This window comes from Sunxiuqinia sp. A32, assembly GCF_052690465.1.
Window position 1 is genome coordinate 235,183 of record NZ_JBQYLI010000003.1, and the last position, 24,598, is coordinate 259,780.

General features: G+C 39.4%; 19 protein-coding genes and 1 riboswitch. Of the genes, 16 read left to right on the forward strand and 3 right to left on the reverse strand.

The features are described from left to right. Positions 1–34: 34 nt before the first annotated feature. On the reverse strand, positions 35–1,069 hold the full coding sequence (gene selD / locus ACUNWD_RS04350; RefSeq protein ID WP_445586638.1) for a selenide, water dikinase SelD: 1,035 nt from the start codon (positions 1,067–1,069) through the stop codon (positions 35–37). Beyond that, positions 1,038–2,090 carry a tRNA 2-selenouridine(34) synthase MnmH gene (mnmH, locus tag ACUNWD_RS04355; RefSeq protein ID WP_445586552.1) on the reverse strand — a complete coding sequence of 351 codons (1,053 nt, stop codon included), beginning with the start codon at positions 2,088–2,090 and terminating at the stop codon, positions 1,038–1,040. Before mnmH ends, selD begins: the two co-directional genes overlap by 32 nt. A 169-nt stretch (positions 2,091–2,259) precedes the next feature. After that, a riboswitch (SAM riboswitch) is annotated at positions 2,260–2,371 on the forward strand. A 182-nt stretch (positions 2,372–2,553) separates the two neighbouring features. On the opposite strand from mnmH, the gene ACUNWD_RS04360 reads away from it, so the two are divergent. From ACUNWD_RS04360 to metF, 6 genes are all read left to right on the forward strand, one after another. Continuing rightward, complete coding sequence (locus tag ACUNWD_RS04360) at positions 2,554–3,714, forward strand: homocysteine biosynthesis protein (protein WP_445586553.1); 1,161 nt, start codon at positions 2,554–2,556, stop codon at positions 3,712–3,714. Beyond that, positions 3,711–4,118, forward strand: a complete 408-nt coding sequence (locus ACUNWD_RS04365) for an NIL domain-containing protein (protein WP_445586554.1) — start codon at positions 3,711–3,713, stop codon at positions 4,116–4,118. Before ACUNWD_RS04360 ends, ACUNWD_RS04365 begins: the two co-directional genes overlap by 4 nt. A 62-nt stretch (positions 4,119–4,180) precedes the next feature. Next, positions 4,181–4,930, forward strand: coding sequence for a UPF0280 family protein (locus tag ACUNWD_RS04370; protein ID WP_445586555.1), 750 nt, complete (start codon positions 4,181–4,183; stop codon positions 4,928–4,930). A 4-nt stretch (positions 4,931–4,934) separates the two neighbouring features. Beyond that, positions 4,935–8,612, forward strand: coding sequence for a methionine synthase (gene metH, locus ACUNWD_RS04375; RefSeq protein ID WP_445586556.1), 3,678 nt, complete (start codon positions 4,935–4,937; stop codon positions 8,610–8,612). A gap of 14 nt (positions 8,613–8,626) precedes the next feature. Further along, positions 8,627–8,788, forward strand: a complete 162-nt coding sequence (locus tag ACUNWD_RS04380; RefSeq protein WP_445586557.1) for a hypothetical protein — start codon at positions 8,627–8,629, stop codon at positions 8,786–8,788. A 5-nt stretch (positions 8,789–8,793) separates the two neighbouring features. Then, the gene (gene metF / locus ACUNWD_RS04385; protein ID WP_445586558.1) at positions 8,794–9,747 is read left to right on the forward strand and encodes a methylenetetrahydrofolate reductase [NAD(P)H]; all 954 of its coding nucleotides are present in this window, start codon (positions 8,794–8,796) and stop codon (positions 9,745–9,747) included. A 40-nt stretch (positions 9,748–9,787) separates the two neighbouring features. Here the strand turns inward: metF and ACUNWD_RS04390 are convergent, their stop codons facing one another. Further along, positions 9,788–11,011 (reverse strand): Bcr/CflA family multidrug efflux MFS transporter, encoded by a 1,224-nt coding sequence (locus ACUNWD_RS04390; protein WP_445586559.1) that lies wholly within the window; start codon positions 11,009–11,011, stop codon positions 9,788–9,790. Between the two features lie 387 nt (positions 11,012–11,398). Between ACUNWD_RS04390 and ACUNWD_RS04395 the strand changes: the two genes are divergently transcribed. The 10 genes from ACUNWD_RS04395 (at position 11,399) to ACUNWD_RS04440 (ending at position 24,596) form a co-directional block, all read left to right on the forward strand. Then, positions 11,399–12,145, forward strand: coding sequence for a polyphosphate polymerase domain-containing protein (locus tag ACUNWD_RS04395; protein ID WP_445586560.1), 747 nt, complete (start codon positions 11,399–11,401; stop codon positions 12,143–12,145). A gap of 2 nt (positions 12,146–12,147) precedes the next feature. Next, positions 12,148–12,810, forward strand: coding sequence for a DUF4956 domain-containing protein (locus tag ACUNWD_RS04400; protein ID WP_445586561.1), 663 nt, complete (start codon positions 12,148–12,150; stop codon positions 12,808–12,810). A gap of 10 nt (positions 12,811–12,820) precedes the next feature. Beyond that, positions 12,821–13,483, forward strand: a complete 663-nt coding sequence (locus ACUNWD_RS04405) for a DUF2490 domain-containing protein (protein ID WP_445586562.1) — start codon at positions 12,821–12,823, stop codon at positions 13,481–13,483. An 11-nt stretch (positions 13,484–13,494) separates the two neighbouring features. Next, positions 13,495–15,261 carry a carbohydrate-binding domain-containing protein gene (locus ACUNWD_RS04410; RefSeq protein ID WP_445586563.1) on the forward strand — a complete coding sequence of 589 codons (1,767 nt, stop codon included), beginning with the start codon at positions 13,495–13,497 and terminating at the stop codon, positions 15,259–15,261. A 144-nt stretch (positions 15,262–15,405) separates the two neighbouring features. Further along, a complete protein-coding gene (locus ACUNWD_RS04415) occupies positions 15,406–16,350 on the forward strand; it encodes a hypothetical protein (RefSeq protein ID WP_445586564.1) in 945 nt (314 codons plus the stop codon). An 84-nt stretch (positions 16,351–16,434) separates the two neighbouring features. Beyond that, positions 16,435–16,989: an RNA polymerase sigma factor gene (locus ACUNWD_RS04420; RefSeq protein WP_445586565.1), complete on the forward strand. Its 555-nt coding sequence runs from the start codon at positions 16,435–16,437 to the stop codon at positions 16,987–16,989. Continuing rightward, positions 16,986–17,852 carry a FecR family protein gene (locus tag ACUNWD_RS04425; protein WP_445586566.1) on the forward strand — a complete coding sequence of 289 codons (867 nt, stop codon included), beginning with the start codon at positions 16,986–16,988 and terminating at the stop codon, positions 17,850–17,852. Before ACUNWD_RS04420 ends, ACUNWD_RS04425 begins: the two co-directional genes overlap by 4 nt. After that, positions 17,849–20,449, forward strand: coding sequence for a TonB-dependent receptor (locus ACUNWD_RS04430; protein ID WP_445586567.1), 2,601 nt, complete (start codon positions 17,849–17,851; stop codon positions 20,447–20,449). Before ACUNWD_RS04425 ends, ACUNWD_RS04430 begins: the two co-directional genes overlap by 4 nt. A 68-nt stretch (positions 20,450–20,517) precedes the next feature. Beyond that, entirely contained in the window at positions 20,518–20,889 is a 372-nt protein-coding gene (locus ACUNWD_RS04435; protein WP_445586568.1) for a hypothetical protein, read from the forward strand. An 86-nt stretch (positions 20,890–20,975) separates the two neighbouring features. Continuing rightward, entirely contained in the window at positions 20,976–24,596 is a 3,621-nt protein-coding gene (locus ACUNWD_RS04440) for a PKD domain-containing protein (protein WP_445586569.1), read from the forward strand. Positions 24,597–24,598 lie beyond the last annotated feature (2 nt).

The following is a 24,598-nucleotide window of genomic DNA, read 5'->3' on the forward strand; positions in this document are numbered from 1 at the left end:
AATAGCTATTACCAGCGGTTTCATCCGCTGAAGACTATATTACCCTAATTAATTGATCGTCTGGCTCGATTAAATGACCAAATACAGAACTATTTAATCCGTTTTGTACCAGAATATTTTTCACATCCAGCAACGAATCTTCTTCTACAGCCAATAACAGTCCACCACTGGTTTGCGGATCGCATAGTAACAGTTTATCATCTTCAGATCTTAATTGAACACGGCCCCCGTAGCTATCCCAATTACGGTAGGTGCCACCAGGCATACAACCCTGAGCAATGTATTCAGCAACTTCCGGGAAACGTGGAATTTTATCCAATTCAATTTCCGCAGAAAGTTTACTTCCTTCACATAACTCAGTTAAGTGACCTAACAAACCGAATCCTGTAACATCAGTCATGGCTCTGATACCTGAAATAGAAGCGAGCTCAGCACCAATTTTATTTAGTTTCATCATCGAATCAGGTGCAATATGCAAATGTTCTGGTTTCAGTTTCCCATTTTTCTGAGCAGTAGTCAAAATGCCAACTCCTAGTGGTTTAGTGAGTAGTAATTGGCAGCCTTTTGTTGCGGTGTCATTTTTCTTTAAGTGATTAATTGCAACCTGCCCGGTAACAGCAAGTCCGAAGATTGGTTCAGGGCTGTCAATACTGTGTCCGCCAGCCAGCGGAATGCCCGCTTCCATGCAGGTTTCGCGACCACCCTCCAATACTTGTTGAGCAATTTCCGGCGCCAGTTTATTAACCGGCCAACCTAAAATAGCAATCGCTAGTAACGGATTTCCTCCCATGGCGTAAACATCACTTATGGCATTTGCTGCTGCAATTTTCCCAAAAGTAAATGGATCATCAACGATAGGCATAAAAAAGTCGGTGGTGCTAATGATGGCAGTACCATTCTGCATGTCGTAAACAGCAGCATCGTCCCGACTATCATTTCCAACCAATAGATTGGGGTGATCGATTGTAGCCAATTGGCTTTGTAGAATGGTACTTAATGTTTTCGGTGATATTTTACAGCCACAACCTGCACCGTGGCTATATTGTGTGAGCTTTATTTCGTTCATGATTTTCTGCAAATTTTATTAGAATTTTAGCAATTTCTGTCGCGTCAATTTTTGAAAAAGCAATTTGTTTTACGTTCTCCGGGTTTCTATCTTCAACTCCTCTCGAGTATGCTTTATCATAGTATTGAAGAGCAATCATTGCAACCTCAAAATATTCATTGTTGTCTAGGTGCTCCATAGCCAGTTTTACATTTTGACCTCCAAGTCGTTTGGCAATGCTGTTAATGGCTGATGCAAGTTTTTCATTCCCAAATGCGGTATAATCTTCTACTAAATGTCGTGCACGTTCGGTTTTCGGAATATCGATGAAATACACCTGCTGTTTGCGAATTTGCCGGAATAAGGACATAGGAATTTTTACCCGTCCTATATTATGGCTCTCATCTTCCAGCCAAATTGGTTTATCTAATCGAAGTTTTTTGAATTCATCGTGCAGATCATTCTCAAATTGCTCGACAGTTGGCTGAGCACTCTCTCCAATGGCACCGAATGCGGATCCCTTATGGTGTGCCAATCCTTCCAAATCGATTACCTGCCGACCCTGATCTTTTATTTTTTTCAGTATTGGGGTTTTGCCGCTACCGGTATACCCACCGAGTATTCGAAGATGAAAGGACTGCTCAAAAAAATCAAGAATATGATTTCGGTAAGCTTTGTAGCCACCTTCAATTACAAAAACATTTTTAAATCCGTTTGAGTGAAGGTGTTCCGCAAAAGACTGACTGCGCATTCCGCCACGCCAACAATGAACAGCAATAGCTGATTTCCCGGCAACTTTCCGGCTTTCATCAAGAAACCACTCGAGTTTTGGATTGACAAACTGATAACCAAGTTCGATTGCTTTTTCTCTTGATTTCTGTACGTACATCGTTCCAACTTCGGCTCTTTCCTCATTTGAAAAGAGGGCAATGTTGGTGGCTTCGGGAATATGTCCTTTTTCAAATTCCCCGGGAGAGCGAACATCAATCAAAGGTTGAGGGTTCTCCTGAGCAAAATAATCACCGATGCTGATTTTGGTTATCATGGCTGCAAAAGTAGATCATTTTATACGAGGATGGAAATTGTTATGTCAGTTTTATTTTTGACTAAAGGAATCAGAATTTTTAAGCTAAACCGCTCGATTCCTTGATAATTATCCGATTTGACACTACATTTGCATGAAATATCAAATGTTCTCATCTTTTGAGAATTCTTGGTTATAACGAAGAGTGGAGAGAGCGGGCTCTGTGAAACTCTGGCAACCCTCTTCCGTCAGCTGATGGAAGGAACGGTGCCAAAACCCGGCCGGTAACGGAATTATAATTGAAACTAAAAATTGAAAGAGTGAAAAAATTGGCAAACTCCCTTTTCCTGTTAAGCTTCATGCACTTCTCGAACAGCTGTATGCGCTGATCAGCGCAATACATTTTCCTTTTAAAACAAATACAATTCCGAAAAAGGAGTTGAAAACAAAATGAGTCTTTATTAAAGATTTAAATGAAGAAAGCATGGGCATCAAAAAAACATACGAAGAAATCAACGAAAAAATAAGAAGCGGTAAAGCTGTTGTACTTACTGCCGAAGAAGTTTCAGCAATGGCAAAAGAGATGTCACCAGCTGAAATTGTTCAAAAAGTAGATGTAGTAACTACTGCTACTTTTGGAGCCATGTGTTCCAGTGGCGCATTCATAAACTTTGGTCATGCTGACCCACCGATCCGCATGGAGAAAATCAAATTGAACGGAGTTCCGGTTTACGAAGGATTGGCTGCTGTTGACACTTATGTTGGCGCGACCGCTTGTGATCCGGATAATCCAACCTATGGTGGAGCACATGTCATTCAGGATTTAATAGATGGCAAAGAGTTGGAGTTGGAAGCTTGGGGAAAAGGAACGGATTGCTATCCACGCAAACACATTAAAACCAAGATCAGCAAGGAAACAGTGAATGAAATGTTCCTGTTCAACCCGAGAAATGCATACCAGAACTATAATGTGGCAGTGAACACAACAGACTCCATCAAATACACCTACATGGGATCATTGTTGCCAAATTTGCGGAATGCGACTTATTCTACTTCAGGAGAGTTGAGCCCGTTGCTGAATGATCCTGAGTTTAGGACAATCGGATTGGGAACCCGCATTTTCTTGGGTGGAACGGAAGGTTATGTGTCATGGCCCGGAACGCAATTTAATACCAGCAAACCTAAAAATGAGCATGGTGTTCCGGTAAGTAATTCAGCCACAATTGCAGTAATAGGAGATTTGAAGCAGATGAGTTCCGAGTATTTGCAAGCTGCCTATTACGAAAAATATGGAGTAAGCTTATTTGTTGGTATTGGCATTCCTATTCCGGTGTTGGATGAAGATATGGCTAAAAGGCTTTCCATTCGAAACGATCAGATTGAAACCACCGTATTGGATTATGGCACAGTTGGGACACCAGTTATGGGACGTGTGACCTACGAACAACTTCGTTCAGGATCAATCAAAGTTAACGGTAAGAAAGTTCGAACGGCCCCGGTATCTAGCTTGGCAAAAGCACGGAAGATCGCAGATTTATTGAAAGAAAAAATACAAAAAGGAGAGTTCGAACTGGTTAAGCCAGTAATGACTTTCCCCAAAAATACGAGTCTGAATGGGCTAAAAGAAACAGGAGGTGAATCATGAAGAAGAAACGTTACATGCTTAAATTTCCTCCACAAAGTGGCGACAAAGCTTTAAGTTATCACCTTGTTAAAGATTATGATATCCGCATCAACATTCTAAAAGCTGAGGTTCGACCTGGGAAAAGTGGAAGTTTGGTGCTCGAATTGGTTGGGACTAGCGAGAATTTGAAAAACGGCATAGCCTGGCTTCAGCAAAACAACATTAGCTGTGAACCTTTGGATAAGAAAATTCAATGGAAACAGTCTCGCTGCATCAACTGTGGAAACTGCACGGCGGTTTGTTTCTCCGGTGCTTTGACGATGGATAAAAACTGGGAGCTGGAATTCAATTCAGAAAAATGCATTGTTTGCGAATTGTGTGTTCCGGCATGCCCGTTAAATCTATTTGAGATCGATTTCAGATAAGAAATTCAATTTAAACGAGTCATTCTATCTGTCAGTTGAGGATTGGATGCCAATTTGAATATATGATTTTTGAACCCAGAACATATCGCAACAGTTTTTCAAAAGAGCGCTTTCAGTCTTTTGTGATCACCTATAAAGATTCAGATTTATGGATCGGAATTGATCACGATTCCTATCAGGAAGAAATGGCAAAAGAGGCTTTGAAAAAGTTGACTTCCCTACGGGAGGAGTTAGAGGCATATGTTGCCGATGATAGCTTTTTTAAAAAAAGTCTAAAGCCATGCGAAACAAAAGAGGGTGCACCTGAAATGGCTAAAAGAATGGCTGATGCTGCAAAAAAGGCTGGAGTTGGTCCAATGGCTGCAGTAGCCGGCATGTTTAGTGAGTTGATTGGGAAAATGCTTTTAGAGAACTTTTCTATTGATGAATTGGTTGTGGAGAACGGTGGTGACGTCTTTCTGAAACTGCAAAATCCATTGATTATGAGTATTTTTGCAGGAGAGTCGCCATTGTCCGGCATGGTAGGTTTGGAGATACTGGCTGAACAAACTCCAGTAGGTATTTGTACTTCTGCGGGGACAGTTGGGCCATCGATGAGCTTTGGAAAAGCAGATGCGGTGATGATTGCCTGTAAAGAAACAGCTTTGGCTGATGCTTTTGCCACAGGATTTGGCAACCTGATTAAAAAGCCAACCGACGTGGAAAAAGTACTGAAGCGCACCGAACGGTTTGATGAAATTATATCTGCCGTGTTAATTTGTGAGGATCAGATTGGGATTAGGGGCGAATTTGAAATGAAATTATTGAGCTAAAAAGATGATTAAGAAAAACGACATACGTGAAGAACTAAATAACAGGGTATTGGTGCTTGATGGTGCAATGGGAACCATGATCCAAAAACGAAAGCTGACTGAGAAGGATTTTCGGAATGAAGAGTTGGATGAATTGACCAACGAACTATTTGGAAATAATGATATCCTTTCGTTGACTCGTCCGGATGTAATCCGTGAAATTCATGCTGAATTTTTGGATGCAGGTTCAGATATCATTGAAACGAATACATTTAATGCAACCAGTATTTCCCAGGCAGATTATCATACTGAGAAGTGGGTGTATGCCATGAACAAGGCAGCGGCCGAAATCGCTAAAGTAGTTGCTGAGGAATTCACTCAAAAAGATCCCTCAAAACCTCGCTACGTGGCAGGAGCATTGGGGCCAACGAATAAAACCTTGTCGCTTTCTCCGGATGTAAATGATCCTGGCTATCGGGCAACGACCTTTGATTTTGTGAAACAATCCTACCGTGAACAGGCAAAAGGTTTGCTGGATGGAGGTGTGGATTTGTTGCTGGTCGAAACAATCTTCGACACGCTGAATGCTAAGGCTGCTTTGTTTGCCATTGAAGAAGAATTAGAGGAGCGTGGTATCCGTTTACCGGTGATGGTTTCCGGAACAATTACTGATGCCAGTGGACGGACTTTATCAGGGCAGACTGTTGAGGCTTTTCTTAATTCAGTGCGGCACATTGATCTGCTGAGTATTGGTTTAAATTGTTCGTTAGGCGCAAAAGATATGCGTCCATACCTGGAAGAAATGGCTAAAAAAGCGCCCTTCTACATTAGTGCGTATCCGAACGCCGGGTTGCCTAACCAGTTTGGTGAATATGATGAAACACCAGAAGAAATGGCTACCCAGGTGAAAGATTTTCTGGATAATCATTTTGTAAATATCATTGGGGGTTGTTGTGGTACCACTCCGGATCATATTCGAAAGTTTGCGGGAATTGCAAACGCATCACAACCGCATGTTAAACAGAAAAATGATGAATTAACGCGACTCAGTGGTTTGGAACCGGTAACCATATCGACAGAAACCAATTTTGTGAATATTGGTGAACGATGCAATGTGTCAGGTTCACGTAAGTTTGCCCGATTGATTCGTGAAGAAAAATATGAAGAAGCGTTGGCAGTAGCCCGCGAACAGGTTGATAATGGTGCACAGGTCATTGATGTGAATCTGGATGATGCCATGTTGGATGCCAAAAAGGAAATGGTCACTTTCCTGAATTTATTGATGGCTGAGCCGGATATCGCTAAACTTCCTGTGATGGTTGATTCATCCAAATGGGACGTAATTGAAGCTGGGTTGAAATGCCTGCAGGGAAAAGCAATTGTGAACTCCATCAGCATGAAAGAAGGCGAGGAGCAGTTTCTGGAACAAGCCAGCAAAATAAAACGCTATGGTGCAGCTGTTGTTGTGATGGCCTTTGATGAGAAAGGGCAGGCTGATAGCTACGAGCGACGAATCGAGATTTGCGAACGTGCCTATAAATTGTTGACTGAAAAAATCGGTTTTCCAGCTGAAGACATCATTTTCGATCCAAATATCCTGACGATTGGTACCGGAATGGAGGAGCACAACAACTATGCGGTGGATTTCATTGAATCCATTCGATGGATCAAAGCCAACCTTCCACATGCCAAAACAAGCGGTGGGGTGAGTAATGTTTCGTTCTCCTTCCGTGGAAATAATTTGGTTCGTGAGGCCATTCACTCGGTGTTCTTGTTCCATGCTATTGAAGCTGGTTTGGATATGGGAATTGTGAATCCCGGCATGTTGCAGATCTACGACGAAATTCCAAAAGATTTTCTTGAATATATTGAGGATTTGGTGATGAACCGACGGGCAGATGCTACCGAGCGCTTATTGGAGTTTGCTCAGGATTTAAAAGAAGATCCGGGTAAGGTGGTTCGGAAAGATGAATGGAGGGAGCTTCCTCTCGAAAAACGATTGGAGCATGCACTGGTAAAAGGATTGCCGGATTTTATTGAAGAGGATTTAGCAGAAGCATTACCACACTATCAGCCTACTTTAAACATCATTGAAGGCCCGCTGATGGACGGAATGAACGTGGTAGGCGACTTGTTTGGATCAGGGAAAATGTTCCTGCCGCAGGTGATTAAGTCGGCTCGTGTCATGAAGAAAGCAGTGGCATTTCTGTTGCCTTATGTTGAAGCTGACAAAGCTAAATTTAAGAACCAACAGAGTAGTCAGAAGAAAGTATTGATGGCTACTGTTAAAGGCGATGTGCATGATATTGGTAAAAATATCGTTGGAGTGGTGCTTGGTTGTAACAATTACGAAGTGATTGATATGGGAGTAATGGTTCCAACAGAAAAGATTTTGGAAACTGCCAAAAAGGAAAAGGTGGATGTGATCGGTTTAAGTGGATTGATTACACCTTCCCTCGAAATTATGGTGAGTGTGGCAGCTGAAATGGAGCGTCAAAATTTCCATTTGCCGCTGTTGATTGGGGGTGCAACTACTTCAAAAATTCATACAGCTGTTAAAGTTGAACCTCAGTATTCATTTCCGGTGGTGCACGTGAAAGATGCCAGTCGCACCGTAAATGTAGTGGCAAATCTATTGGCGAATAACCAGGAATATATTCAGTCTGTAAAAGACGAATATGCTCAAATTAGAGAGTTCCACGGGCAAAAGAAACAAAAGCAATATTTGACATTGGGAGAAGCGCAGGCAAATAAATTTCAGATTGACTGGAGTAAAAATGAAATATATAAACCCAAGGAAACTGGTATTTTCGAGTTGATTGATTTTCCAATTGAAGAATTACGAAAATACATCGACTGGAACTTTTTCTTCTTTGTATGGGAATTGAGAGGCAAATTCCCTGAAATTCTAGATGATGAAAAACAGGGAGAGCAAGCTCGTAAGGTGTATGAAGATGCTCAAATCATGTTGGATGAAATCATCGAGAAAAAGATGTTGCAAGCCAATGGAATTTACGGTATTTGGCCGGCACATGCCGATGGAGATGATATTGTGTTGTTTGAAGATGAAAGTCGGAATGAAGAATTAGGACGATTCTATCATTTGCGTCAACAAGAGAAAAAGCGCGAAGGATCGCCGAATTTCTGCTTGTCTGATTTTGTGGCACCAAAAGAAATCGGCAAAACCGATTACTGTGGAGCGTTTGCAGTAACAGCTGGGATTGGTATTGAAAAATGGATGGCTGAATTTAAGGCCGACCATGATGATTATAAGGCAATTATGTTGGAAGCTTTGGCTGACCGGTTGGCAGAGGCTTTTGCTGAATTATTGCACGAAAAAGTGCGTCGGGAATACTGGGGATATGTACCAGATGAGAGGCTTTCATGGGATGATATTTTGAAGGTGAAATACCAGGGAATTCGCCCGGCAATGGGGTACCCGGCTTGTCCTGAACACCATGAAAAGGAAAATCTTTTCAATATATTGGGAGCAGAAAAAATTGGCATAACACTTTCTGAACATTATGCAATGTATCCAACCGCTGCCGTTTGCGGACAGTTTTTTGCCCATCCGGAATCACGCTATTTCAGTTTGGAGAAAATTGGAAAAGACCAGGTGGAGAATTATGCGAAACGAAAAGGTGTTTCTGTGGAGTTGGTGGAGCAATTCCTTCCGGTTAATTTGAATTATAAAGGCGTATAGAAAATTAAATGATAATGAAGAATTCAGCGAAAAAGATATTAATTGCTTTTGTTTTGGGAATGGTACTTATGTTTGTACTCGATATGATTTTTCACTTCAATAACTCGGTTGAAAAACAACTTGAGCGTGAAACCAATAAGGCTGGAAAGAAAATAGAGAATCTGTTTAAAAAGTAGGCAAAATGAAGGTTATAGACATCATCAATAACAGCGATAAAACGGTTTTTTCGTTTGAGCTACTTCCTCCGTTAAAAGGGAATGATGCTGGCAATATTTATCGTACCATTGAAAGTTTGGTGGATTACGATCCAAAGTATATCAATATTACTACTCACCGTGATGAGATGGTTTTTAAGGAATTACCGGATGGTAGCATTGAAAAACGGACGGTTCGTAAACGTCCTGGAACGGTGGCTATTGCTGCTGCAATTCAACACAAATACGGAATTCCGGTAGTGCCTCATATTTTATGTGGCGGATTTTCAAAAAGTGAAACTGAACATGTATTGATTGACCTGAATTTCATGGGAATCAATAATGTGTTGGCATTACGTGGTGACGGATTAAAAACGGATCATGTGTTTAAAGCTAATCCGGATGGAAATGCAAATGCCAATGAGCTGGTTGAGCAAATTGTCAACCTTAGAGAAGGGAAATACATGGAAGAGGATTTGAAAAACAATGCTCCATTGGATTTCTGTATTGGTGTTGCCGGTTATCCTGAAAAGCACTTTGAAGCCCCCAATTTCGATACAGATATGATGTATCTGAAACAAAAGGTAGATGCAGGTGCAGATTACATTGTAACGCAAATGTTTTTCGATAACCAGGTGTATTATGACTTTGTGGATAAGTGTCGGTCGAACGGGATCAATATTCCAATTATTCCGGGTATTAAGCCAATTAACCTGAAAAATCAGTTGACCGTATTACCTAAGATTTTTGCGATTGATTTACCTCAGGAATTAGCTAAAGAGCTGGCAAAATGCAAAAACAATGATGATGCTAAGGTTGTAGGTACAGAGTGGGCTATTCATCAATCAAAAGACTTGGTGGCGCACAATGTTCCAAGTTTGCACATGTATACCTATGGCGTTTCAGATAATGCCCGAAAGATTGTTGAGGCAGTTTTTTAGAAGATAATAAGTAGAATCTAAATACGATCCGGTTTCTTATTTAAGAGGCTGGATTTTTTATGAGTTTAGAAGCGACAAAGAACAAATAGGCAACCGCTGTGCAAATAAACATGATGGTTCCCAGTGGGATGATATTTCCTGTATGGAAAAGTGCCAGTGACGAACCAATTGCTCCACTTAACGCAAAGCGAACAACTCCTACTACTGCATTTGCAGAGCCTGAAATCTCAGGAAATTGATTGAGGATTAATGCAACTACATTCGCAAAAATCAATCCGAGGCTACCGACAAACAATACGATCATGCTAAATACCAGCCAAAGATTTGGCTCAGCCTGTCGGACTGCAAAAAACAAACCGAAACCAGATATTAGTTGCAATAGAAGACCCGCGTGCAATAATTTTGACGGATGAATGTGCTTTACAAGCCGATAATTCAATAAAGTGAGCGCTACATTTAATACAACATTTGATCCGAAGAACAGTGGAAAATTGCTCACATCAACATGGAAGAAATCAATATACAGGAATGAAGCCCCGGTCAGAAAAACAAACATGCCGGCAACAGCAAAACTATTACATAGAATCAGCGTTACAGCCTTCGCTGATCCAAAAATGGTGGTGTATGAATAGGTTACTTTCTTAAAGGAGATTTGATTCGTTATGTACGTTTTGTCTCGGGATTCGGGCATAAATAGTCCAAAAGAAATCGCCACTAAAATGGATACGAAAAACATGAACAGGAAAATGGATTGCCAGCCAAAATGAACTAGCAGAAAGGTTCCGATCACCGGCGCAACAAGTGGTGCCAGCATCATTATCATCCCGATGAGAGAGGACAGACGTGCGACATCTTTTCCCTCAAACCAGTCACGGACGAAGGCCATGTTAACAACGGAAGCACATCCTCCTCCAATAGCTTGAATAAACCGGAGGACCCACAATGTATGCACATCCGTTACAAATACAGCAAAAAGGCTTGAACTGGAGAAAAGGAACAGTCCTAGAAGAGCAATCTTTTTCCGCCCAAACGAATCGGACAAAGGGCCTCCCAAAAATTGCCCAACTGCAACTCCCAGAAAATAAAGAGTAAGCGTAATTTCCAATAGGTTAATGGGCTGACCAAATTCCTTTGCCATGGTTGGCAAGGCAGGCATGTAAGTATCGGTTGCAAATGGAGAAAGCGCTGTTAGAAAAGCTAACAACATGGTAAATTGAGCAACAAAAAACTTGCTTTCCCTCGAAATTAAAAGTCGTTTTATCATCTCTGTTTTCTGTGGCTTTGATAGTCGACAAAATTACGAATGAATTAATTTGATTGTTCTATTGGTCGCCGAATCTTAACAAAAGCATCACATGTTTAACCTTGATGACGTTTGTAAGTCACTATAATTAAATGCATAATAGGATTTTTGCTTTGGCTTCAGCACTTCATTTAATTACTGATTATTATTTAGGCGGATAGTCGATTTAAATTTTTCAGTAAAAATTTCCAAAAAAAATAGTAGGGTCTGCGAGGGTTAGTCAGGATACAATGTAAAGAATTTAGTGTTGGGAAATTAAGCAAATGTTTAAAATGAAAACGTGAGATTATTCGCAAACGCTTATTCTTCATAAGTAACTGTTTCAAATTCAATCTTAAGTAGTAATCGATGAATACTCAAATTACATCTTGTTTTGATGCAATTGATCTAAGTGGGCTTGATCAGGTAAAATTAATGGAACGTACCGATAAAAAGTTTGTAGTACCTGCTGAGAAAATACCTGAGATATTGAATGAAATTTCGAATGATTATTATATTCTTGAAATCGATAATCGTCGTATTCTTCAATACAATACCCACTATTTTGATACTCGTGATGATAAGCTTTACACTTATCACCACAACGGGAAATTGAATCGTTACAAGGTGCGAAAACGAACCTATGTGGATACCCAGATCAGTTTTTTGGAAGTAAAGTTTAAGAATAACAAAGGCAAGACATTTAAGCAGAGAATCCAGAGTCATGATATTGGTTTAAAATTGAACGAAGCTGAAAAGAGCTTTTTGGAAGGTGTTTTCCCAATAAATCCGGCTGAACTTCAGCCAAAGTCAACGAATAAATTTCGAAGAATTACACTGGCTGACAAAAAACTGACCGAACGTTGCACCATTGATTTTGATTTTGAATTCATCAGTGATGATAAGACAGTGTTTTACGATGATTTTGCCATTATTGAGTTGAAACAAGATAAGTATTCAAATTCATCCAGAATTTATCAATGCTTGTTTAATCATCGGATCAGGCCAACCGGCTTTAGCAAGTACTGCATTGGGAGAGTCCTCGCAGAGGAAGACATTAAAAAGAACTTATTTAAGCAGAAGATGAGGATGTTAAATAAAATAATTCAGAATTAATTATGACACTGTTAACTCTATTATTTAGCTCATTCGTTGAGTGGATAGAACAATTTAGGTTCTTGGATATTAAGCTGATCAATGTTGAGGACTTTTCGGAGCTGGTAATCCGGTTCACATTTAATGCCTTGGTGTTGCTTTTTATCATTCGTTACCTGTACGCACGGGTGAGTACAAGGAAAGATTTCTTTTTCAGTTTTTTTGCAGTTGGAATTACTGTTTTCCTGCTTTGTTTTTTGCTCGAGAGCGTGAAGCTTGAGCTGGGATTTGCGCTGGGGCTTTTTGCCATATTTGGAATTATCCGATATCGAACCGATCCCATTCCAATCAAGGAAATGACCTACCTGTTTGTCATTATTGGCATTTCAGTAATTAATGCATTAGCCAACAAAAAGGTAAGCTATTTAGAGCTAATTATGACCAATTCTATCATCGTTGGAGGCCTTTATTTACTGGAACGCTTTTTAAGACTGCGTCAGGAAAATGCATTGGAGGTTTGCTACGACCGGATTGAAAATATCCAAAAAATGAAGCAAAATGAATTACTAAATGATCTTCAGGATCGAACAGGTATCAATATCAAAAGATATCAAATCAACCAAATTGATTTTTTAAGGGATATTGCTAAAATCACCATTTATTTCGATCCAGTTGATGAATTATAAGAGGGAAAACATGGGAAAATATATGATTCGTATTTTAATGGTTTTCAGCCTGCTTGGCGCATTGTTCATAACAAATGCAGCTATGGCACAAGAGAATAGCTGGAATACCTGGGCTGAGTTTGAACTCAGCAAATCAATTAATAAAAAGTTGGAGATTTTTTTAAGCCCCGAAATCCGCTTTCGCGACCAATTCAAAATTGATGAATATTTTATTGAAACAGGATTGGAATACGAAATATTAAAGTTTTTGGAAGTAGGTGGAAACTATCGGTTTCTGATCAATGAACGAGAGACAAAATCAACCGAATATTTTCATCGATTTGCGTTGGATGTTAAAGGAAAGTATAAAATAAACCGGTTTGATTTTCAATTACGAACAAGATATACAAACTATACAGAACTTGATACAGACGCTGCTGAGAACGACAGTTATCTGCGGTATCGGTTAAAAATGGAATATGACTTGCAGGGTTCAAAGCTAACCCCAAATATTGGCATTGAGTTTTTTCATCAGTTAAAAGATAAAGAGATAAACAAAATCAGGTATATCGCAGGTATTCAATACAAGATTAATAAACATCATAAAGTTGGTGTGAATTACCTTATTCAGGATTATTTGAAGAAGGATTACCTGAGAAATATACTATCCCTGGAGTATAAAATTAAGTTTTAAAAAATATGGATATGATTAAAAATGTTTTTCCATTAATTGCCCTATCGGCTCTTTTGCTGGCATCTTGTAATTTAGGATTTGAAGATGAGTCTCAGAATGAGCCTGAAATTATCGATGCAGAAGATAACATTCTGGAGGCAGATGAGAATAATAGTGAAGATTTTGAGGAATCTGGTGATTACACCTGGAGTAGTTCAAGTGAAGTTGAAATTACTTTAAATGGGAGTTCCATTAGTGTGAATGGTGATGGTGCAACTGCTGATGGGAGTGTGCTTACTATTAATGCAGCAGGAAACTACAATATCTCAGGGACATTAAATGACGGGCAAATTATTGTTGATTCAGAGGATGAAGAAATTGTCCGCATAATATTGAATGGAGTGAATATTACCTGTTCAAACAGTGCTCCTATATTTATTAAAAATGCTCCCAAAGTAATTTTAGCACTTGCTGACGATACCGAGAATTTTATTACTGATGGAGTTTCTTATATTACTGATGATGGCGAGCCGAATGCTGCGATTTTTAGCAAGGAAAACATGGCTATTTTCGGTGATGGCTCATTGACTGTTGATGCAAATTATAATGATGGAATTGCCAGTAAGGATGGTTTAATCATAAAAAGCGGAACGGTCATAGTTGATGCTGCTGATGATGGGATTCGAGGAAAGGACTTTCTAATTGTTAAAGGGGGGACAATGGATATTATTGCTGGAGGGGATGGTCTTAAATCGGATAATGAAACTGATTCGACCTGTGGTTATGTTTCTGTGATAGATGGAAAGATTAATGTTACTGCCAGCGGAGACGCCATTCAGGCTGAAACTGATGTGCTGATAACATACGGTGAATTTTCGCTTACATCAGGCGGTGGCAGTAGCCATTCTGTTACCAGTTCCTCAACTGCAAAAGGCATTAAGGCAGGCGTTGAGGTGATTGTTGAAGATGGGTTATTTACTATTAATTCAGCCGATGATGCACTGCACTCCAATGTAAGTTTGACAATAAACTATGGTGAGTTTACAATTTCAACGGGAGATGATGCGATACATGCTGATTCGTATTTGCTCATTAATGACGGTATCATCCAGATATCAAAAAGTTACGAAGGGATTGAAAGCAAAATTGTACAGATTGCTGGTGGCGATATTCATTTAATTTCAAGTGATGATGGTATCAATGCTGCCAGCGGAACTGGCGGTGGTGGTTTTCCGGGAGGTGGCTTTTCAGTTTCTTCCAATAACTTTTTTTACCTGGATGGTGGTTATGTGTATGTAAATGCCAATGGAGACGGAATTGACATCAATGGGGCGGTTGCGATAACTGGAGGAACACTAATTGTGAATGGCCCAACCAGCAGCGGTAATGGAGCGTTGGATTATGATGGCAGCTTCGAAATGAATGGTGGTTATATCCTGGCAGCAGGAAGCTCAGGAATGGCTCAGGTTCCGGGATCTTCTTCAGATCAAAATTCAGTATTGATTTATTTCAGTTCTACACTATCGGCAGGAACTCTGGTGCATCTGGAAGCTTCGGATGGCACGAGCCTATTTACGTTTAAACCTGCTAAAACTTATCAGTCGGTAGCTTTTTCTTCGTCAGATCTTAAACAAGGTGCAACATATACTATTTATACCGGAGGTAGTTCAACGGGTACAGAAGTTGATGGATTATATACTGGAGGTACGTACTCCGGTGGATCCGAATACACAAGCTTTACCATTTCGAGCACAGTAACACAGGTTGGTTCTGGAGGTGGCCATCCACCTGGATGGTAGTTTTCAACATCTAATCTGGGCAGCCAACATGGGCTGCCTTCATTTTTTTTATAATTAACACTTTTTAGAGAAAAGAAGTAGGGTCGGCATTCTTTTGTCAGGATACATTATAAAATAGATTGTGTAACCCAAAAAATTGAAAGAATGAAAATTAGAATTTTAGGAATGATTTTGGTCTTGGCGATCTTTAGTTTTTCATGCCAGGAAACGGACAATTTTAATTCAGATGCTTCTGAATTAATGTTAAAGTCGGCTGATATTGCTACCAGTGATATTACTGTAGAAGGTGTTTTGGAAGAGTTAAACTACGAAGCTGATTTCTTTGCGGAATCAGAACACCTCTTGCGTGAATTGGCCCATTATCGTGGACATGGTCATGATTTGTTACGAGGCAGTCATTGCGATAGGTACGCCGAACAGGAATCGTTGGATGTATCTATTGACACTGCAGAAACGGGCTATCCGATTGTAATTACCATTGACTATGGCGATAGTACAATTTTACATCACGGAACAGTAGTTAGTGGATTGGTGTCGATTGAAATTTCAGCTCCACGTGGGACAGATGGTGCAACCCGCACTTTCAGCTATGAAGATTGTGTGGTGGATTCAGTGATTGTTAACGGGACACGAACAGAGGTTTTTATGGGAGATTCTCTCTCAAGAATGGAAACCAACACCGTGGATGTAAGTTCTATTCTTCCAGATGGAACCGAACTTAATCGTACTGGTGAGAAAGTTCGTGAGTGGACTTCCGGACTTGACACTCCGATGGTTCACGAAGATGATACAATCAAGATCGAGGGAACGGATTACATTGAAAGTTCTACGGGAGATTCCTGGTCAAAAGTCATTACCGAATCATTGGTTAAATCTGGTTCGTGCAGAAATATTGTAAGTGGAGTGGTGCAATATCTGTATAACGATGAGTTAATTGCTTCTCTTGATTATGGGGATGGCACTTGCGATAATGTGGCAGAGCTTACTTCAGACGGAGAAGTTATAGAAATAGAACTTCATGGGTTTAAAGCCAAAGCGAATATGGATGCTCATCACCATGGAGACGGTGAGCATAGAAAAGGTCATTGATTTAGTGATGGAGGTTAGGGGACGTCCTGACCTCTTTTTAAGATTTTCATTTATCTTTGATAGATAGGTGAAAATTAGCTGAAATTGAACAAGGAAGAATTTAAATTATTATTTGACAAGCATTTTGAGGATGTCAGGCGCTACGTTTTTTATCGTTCCGGTGATAATGATGTAGCCACTGATATTGCGCAAGACACTTTTTTGAAAATATGGGAAAAGCAAATGCAGATTAACCATAAAACGGTTAAGGGATTGCTGATAAAAATTGCCAATGATTTGTTTATCACCCGTTATCACAAAGAAAGTCTGGCTTTTAAATTCTTCGATACCTATGAACCAGATCAATCGGCGCTGACCCCGGAAGATCAATTGAATTACGAAGAGTTAAAAAATGCCTATGAAGAAGCTTTAAAAAGCATGCCTGAAAAACAGAGGGTAGTTTTTTTAATGAACCGGATTGATGAACTAAAATATCGAGAAATTGCTGATCAACTGGGCTTAAGTGTCAAGGCTATTGAAAAGAGAATGAGTCAGGCGCTGGAGCATTTAAAGAAACATCTGAAAGAAGAAATTAGTCATCTGGTTCTTCTATTTATTAACCACCGATTTGTCAGGCGAATTGTAAAAAACTGGAAGTGAATGATAAAAACAGACATATCAACCTAGCTGCCATTGACAATCACAGTAAGCGATTTTTTGCAAATGGTACTTTTCAATGGAATAAAAGTCAATACAAGGTTTGGCAGGAATTAGATGTGCTGGCAATAGAGCAAAAATCAAAATCCATCTCATTATCAAATTATAGAACTTGGGCAGTTGCTGCCAGTATTCTGTTACTGGTTGGACTCGGTTCATTTTTACGGTTCTATTCTGTGAAAATTGAAATTCCTTCGGGAATTCATCAAATGGCAGATCTGCCGGATGGCTCAACAGTTGAATTGAATGCAAATTCGACACTTCAATACTATCCATATTGGTGGAAGATGCAACGAATCGTGAAAATGGAAGGAGAGGGCTTCTTTAATGTTGAAAAAGGCAAAAAGTTTATTGTAGCTTCATCGGGTGGAAAAACACAGGTATTGGGTACAAGCTTTAATATTTATTCAAGAGATGATCATTATAAAGTAACTTGTATTACTGGAAGCGTGAAGGTGACCTCTCGTTTGAGGGAAGAAGTTATTTTGAAACCAAACAGCAAAGTAGAAATTACAAAGGATGGTGATATTAACATTAAAAGGGACATTGAGACCTATCCTGAAATATCTTGGAGAAAGAATATTTTCTTGTTTTCAGCAACTCCAGCAGGAAACGTTTTCAAAGAGATTGAACGACAATATGATATAAGAATAAGTGTGGATGTTGATGATTATGTGCTGTACACAGGTAATTTCTCAAAAGAACAAAATGTGGAGGATGTTTTGGGCTATGTATGTCCTGCCTTGGGACTGAAGTTCATAAAAAAATCACCGGGAATCTATGATGTTATTGAGGACAGTGAATGATAAGGAATATTGTATTTGGAATCATATTATTAGTCATTAGCCTGAATGCTTTGGCTCAGGAAAATGAAATTAAGATTGACGTACATGAAAAACCGCTTAACACGCTTTTGATTGAACTTCGCGATCATTACAATATTCGTCTTTCTTACAGTGATAATGAATTATCCAGATTCAAGGTTACGGTTCGGAAGACCTTTCAAAATAGCGAAGAAGCACTTAAGTATTTACTCCATGATCTGCCTTTTCAATTGAAAAAGTCGAACGATGTTTTCATCATCATTTTCGATAAGAAAAAAGCTGAAAAAGAGTTTCAAAATACAGTGAATATTTCGGGTCAGATCGTCGAATCCGGAACCTATGAACCTTTATCATTTTCTTCCATTCTCATTAATAAGCAGCAGTTATTTGCCGATGCATCCGGATCATTTAATTACACGGCTTCTGCTGATAGTTCATTCGATATTCGAATCTCTCATCTGGGTTATTATATTCTTGATACCGTGCTTTATGAAGGTCGAAATCAAAAAATTGTATTAACCCCATCCGTTGAAAATTTGCCTGAAGTAACAGTTCAAAATAGTGTTGTTGAAAAAGCGGCAATTATCGGAGAGAAACCCGGCAACATGAAGCTGAATCACAATATCTCCCGATTTCTGGCTGGGCAGGGAGACAACTCGGTATTCAACTTGCTTAAATTAATGCCGGGAATTCAAGCTGCAAATGAACAGACTACTGATATTCAGATTTGGGGAAGCTACGAAGGGCAAAGCTTAATCTCATTTGATGACTTTACCTTGTTTGGTCTGAAAAATTACAACAGCAACATCAGTATTGTCAATCCGTCGGTTGTCAAAAATATCGAAATATATAAAGGTGGTTTCGAGGCAAAATACGGTGATCGGGTCGGTGGATTGGTTAGTGTTTATGGGAAAAATGGGAGCTTGAAAAAACCCACTTTCAGTTTCAATATCAATCCGATGACGATTAATGGGATGGTAGAACTTCCGTTATTTAAAACTTCGTCCCTTTTATTTGCATACCGGCAAACCTATTATAATCCATATAGTCAGGATGATTTTAAAATTTTTGGTTTTAAAATACACGAGAGGAGAGATCGACCAGAGCCAAACCCGATGCCGGGAGGTGATGTAAATTTGAATGTATTTCCTGAAGATTACCAGTTCAGGGATATGAACTTGAAGTATACTTTCAACTTTGATAATTCCGATCAGATTTCGTTTAGTGGTTATTATGGAGGGGACGATTTTAAGCTTATTACTACCGATAATCTGGTGAATCCTTCATTCGAAAATAATCCGGAACCATTTAAGGTGTCATTCTCGGATTTAGAAAAAAATGAACAGCTTGGTTTATCATTGAACTATCTTAAAAATTGGGGAAATGGGAATCTTTCAAAATTGATATTTTCGCATTCAGACTATTCCAAGAACATTACTGACTCTATTCACACCGTATCAACAAATGATGATGTTGCATCAAAAAGTGATGTAATTCAAATTAAAAATGAGGCGTCTGAAACATCACTTCATCTCAATAATACAATCAATATTTACAAAGGGCACCAGATTGAATTTGGGGCTGGAGTTTTCGTAAATAAAGCCTCAATAAGAAATAGAAATACGCTTACTGATACTTTGGCGGTTGATGACAGCGACGAATTCGAGAATAAAAGAGGAATGTTCTTCATTCAGGATAATTTGCCGCTTCCCGGGAAGATTACTTTGAGAACAGGTCTTCGGATAAATTTACCAGACAATCTGAAAAAAGCATTTATTGAACCAAGAATTAGTTTTACTTCCGCACTTAGCGACAATTTAAAACTGAATGCTTCGTGGGGGCTATATAATCAATTTGTATACAAAACAGCGTATGTTGATCGTGATAGAAATTTCACTTACCTGTGGGCGGTTAGTGATGAGAACTCAAAGGTCTTAAATGCAACTCATTGGAATGTTGGACTGAATTATTATAAGTCAGATTTTACCTTTAATGTTGATGGTTATTTTAAGACCATCAAAAACCTTTCGCGTTATAAATTGGAAAACCCGTTTGTGAATGGGGAGATGAAAGAGAGTTATAATTTGTATTCCGGAGATTCTAAAACCTACGGGATTGATTTTTATATGAAAAAGGATTTTAAGAAGCATGCCATTTGGGGAACCTATACTTTGAGTAAGGTTTTAGAACGGCTGGCACCTGCAAATTCAGTTTTACCACGATACATGCTGGCTCCTCAGGATCAACGTCATGAGCTTAAACTTGCGGGGCTGTTTAATATTGGAAAGTTTTATTTGTCAGCCAATTATATTTATGGTTCGGGTTTAAATATTCTCAAAGAACAATATGGTTTTGGCCGGGAAAATATCAGTTATAAAAGACTCGATGCAGCGATGACCTACAAATTCAACTGGAAAAAGTTGAGTGGTGAAACCGGGATTTCCATTATTAATTTGCTCAACACCCGCAATCTGGTATCCAACAATATCCGAAACATTGACTATGAATTTGGCTCCATTAAAATCAGTTCAGATGCGTTGCCTTTCACCCCGATTGTATTTTTGAAACTTACATTTTAAAAAGGTTTTAAGCTGATTCGGGAAATTGTCTTTATATTGCTATACTTGAAATAATCGATTTAAATTCAATGAATCTTCCAAATATTACCCATACCAATGTTGATGTTTTCCTGAATCGGGAGGATATTATTCTTGATACCATTGCCCAAATCATGAAAGACTTTGGCTTATTTGGTGTGGAAATTCATTTTTCAGGACATATTGATGATGCCTATCATGAGTTGCATCAACAGCTAGTTGATCAAATCGATTCACTCTTGATTACTAATTCAGATTTACTAATGTCCATTTTATATCAGGTTGATATTTCAGAACTTGATATTGCACGCACACAAGCCGATTTTCCTCGCTATAATCAAGTTGAGGTAATTGCCCATCAAATTATCTTTCGAGACCTGAAGAAGGTTTTATTTCGGCGTTATTTCAGTTCGAAAGCTTAATCTGGTAGAAGTTGCTATTTTAGAAATCCTGAATTGTCGATATTAATTGATAATGATTAGCTTTATAACTTTCTAAGCCCAAATGCGTGAAAAAGCTTTTTTATTTTCTAATTCTATTCTTACAAGTCCATGTATTAATTGGACAGATTGACCTTTGCCGGAAATCAACCGAAGGAACTGATTTTTGGTTTGGATTTATGGAAAGCCGAAACTATCATTCTAACCACTTCATTGATATTACAGTTACTGCAAGGGAAACAACTAGTTTTCAAATCTTTATTGGTAAAAATGAATCTCCTTACAATGGAACACATACGGTTCAGGCTAATAGCAGCAAACGTGTTTCTATTCCCTGGACATTAGCGGAAGCCATTGGTTCAGAAACAATTCAGGAAAAAGGGGTCAGGCTTGTATCGGAAAAGCCAGTGAATGTTTACGCACTCAATTGGGATAAAAATTCATCGGATGTTGCAGTAATCTATCCAGTATCCTCACTCGGGAATGAATATTTTGCCGTTTGTTATGAACCACACGTGAACGAAAATAATGGGAATTATGGAGATGGTAGAAACAGCCAGTTTTTAATTGTTGCAACAGAAGACTCAACAGAGGTTGCAATTGTCCCGTCAAAAGTTACCGATAAATTGGTAAGCGTGGGAAGTACTATTAAAACCAAGCTTAATAAAGGAGAAGTTTATCAGGTACAATCCATGAACCATCCAAATCTTGCTGGACAAGGTGATCTAACTGGTAGCTATATACTCGCAGATAGGCCGGTTGCCTTTTACTCAGGGTCATTGGCTACAACAGTTCCCGCACAATCAGGAGTAAGATACTGGGATCATCTCTATGAACAAATTCCACCTGTCTATTCCTGGGGTCGCGAATATTATGCAGTGCCATTAAAATCACGAGAACAAGATTTATACAGGGTAATGGCTGCGCAGGATGGGACAACTGTTTACATTGATGGATTTTCGCCCATGAAACTGGATAGGGGAGAGTTCCGGGAATTTGTGCTACATAATGATCAGCCCAGACGGATATTTTCAGAAAAACCTATTTTGGTTGCTCAGTATAGTCAGTCACAATCGGTAGATAGGGACTATACCGGCGGAAATGGCGACCCGTTTATGATCGTTTTAAGCTCGACAACCCAGACGAAAAATGATGTAACTTTTGTTGCTTACGATTCCGATCAGATTCAAAAGTATTATGCCAATGTAATTAGCTTAACGGAGGAGATTGGAAATATTCGTTTGAATGGCTCCTCGGTTCAAAATCAGTTCACTCCATTCCCAAATAATAGTGAATATTCCTGGGCACAAATAACTCTCAGCCCGGGAACTTATCGGTTATGGAACACCAATAAAGATCGGGGATTCTTGGCATATGTATACGGTTTCGGAGGAGTGGAATCATACGGTTATGGTGTTGGTTTTAATCTTGATCTTGTTTTGGATTTGGGGGAAAGTGTCGATTTTCAAGGTGATACTTTATTGCTTTGCTATGGCGAAAAACGATTGCTGGATGCAGGTCCTTATTTTGATACTTATGACTGGAATACGGGTGATGTTTCGCAGAAACTGCTTGTTGATCAGGCTGGGAAATATTCCGTCAAGACTACTACCATTGATGGTTGTGAGTTGGAAGATTCGATATACGTGTTTGTAAGTCACCCTGAAGTGGAGCTGGGAATTGAGGATGTAAAAGAATGTTATCCCTTTTCATTACCATTGGATGGGAATGATGGTTTTGCAAAATATGTTTGGGAAAATGAAAACGGGGACACGCTCTCAACCAATCGAATTTATGACGCTGATAAAACCGGAGAGTACCGGATTTCATCATATGACAAATACAATTGTGTCGCAAGGGATACCATGACCCTGACCGTATTCCCGGTGCCGGATATCAAGATTGAAGGCGACACCTTGCTTTGTGGTGAGTTAAATTTATCTTTAACCGTGTCCATTGCCAACGCACCCGAAGACGTGTGGAACTACGATGGTAGTTTTAATTGGTCAACAGACAAACCTTTGCAGTTAAGCTTTACAGAGGAAAAGCAAAAGAGTGTTCAACTTGAAGCTTCTGAGTGGGGAACCTACAAGATATTCTACAAACTAACCACAGTTGATGGCTGTGAAACGATTGACACTTTTCAGGTTAGGTTTCATAACAATCCCACTTCTCTGTTTACATTTGAAGACGATGCCAAATGTGAAGGGTACAGTAAAAAACTTCGTTACGTTGGGCAGGCAACTGACAGTGCATCGTTTTACTGGGATTTGGATGGATGTAAATTTGTTGATACGCTTGACTGGCAATATTACGATGTTACCGTGGGCGCCTTCCTTAATGATCCTCCTTATATCAGTTTGGTTATAGACGACAATCAGTGTTGGAGTGACACAACAACAATACCTCTAGGAGCAAAACCCAATTTCACGATGGATGCAGATAAACTGCGGGGGTGTGATGAGATGACTGTTAATTTCACAAGTACGCTTTTAACAGCGGATAATGTCAATTTTGAATGGGAATTTAGCGATGGGGAAGTTGTGAAGCAACAAAATGCAATCAAGCATTTTGCAACGACAGGTTATTATGGTGTTAGTCTGACCATTACCAATCCTGTTACGCAATGTCAGAACGGCTTTTTATTGGACAGCATGGTAAAAGTATTCCCAACCCCAAAAGCATCAATAATTGCTGATCCGAGTTTTTGTTACGAAGATTCAACTCGTATTATCTATTCAAATAACATTGATTCTTCGTTTTGCTCGTGGGAATTTGAAGGGATTACTCAACTGGACGATGGGAATGATTCAATTCTCATTCGAATTGATGATCCCACAGGGACAGTACGACTAATTGTTGATGAATACGGATGCATTAGTGATCCCGTTGAAATGGACCTTAAAAGGAAGCCCCATTTTGATTTCAACACCGATGACCAAGAGGGCTGCCAACCTTATTCGTTGGAGATTTATTCGGAATCAATTGACGAATTCATAAATTATAATTGGATTATAAATGATTCAACCAAGATGCAGGGAGAGTCTGTTTATGTCACGTATCAGGATTCCGGGAAATTTGATATTAGCTTGATCGGAACTTCAACGATTACCGGATGTGTAGATACATTACTGAAACCGGATTGGTTATGGGTACATCCGATGCCGGTAGCTGAGTTTGATGTGAATTTCCCTGTGGCATTAATTGAGAATGCGAATATTTCATTTTACAACAACTCCGAAAGTTCTGATTATTATCAATGGGATTTTGATGATGGGATGAACTCAAATGAATTTGAACCCATGCACACGTATCTGGAACTTGGCGAGTATTTTCCGTCCTTAATTGCAGAGTCCATTTATGGTTGCAAAGACTCAACCGACTTTGAAATTAGAATTTTGCCGTTTGAGGTTTTCACTCCGAATGCTTTTCGGCCGGACAGCGAAATCCCCGAAAATAAAATTTTTATGCCGGTTGGGTTGGGAGCTGATGCGTCATCATTCAACATTAAGATTTACGATCGCTGGGGGCAAATAGTGTTTGAAAGCAATACCCCTGATTATCCATGGGATGGAACAACCAAAAATGGAGATCGTGCCCCGATGGGCAACTATGTATGGTTAGCACAGTTTATTGATATCCAAGGGTTCAAGCACAATCAAAAAGGACAGGTTCTTCTAATCCGATGAGT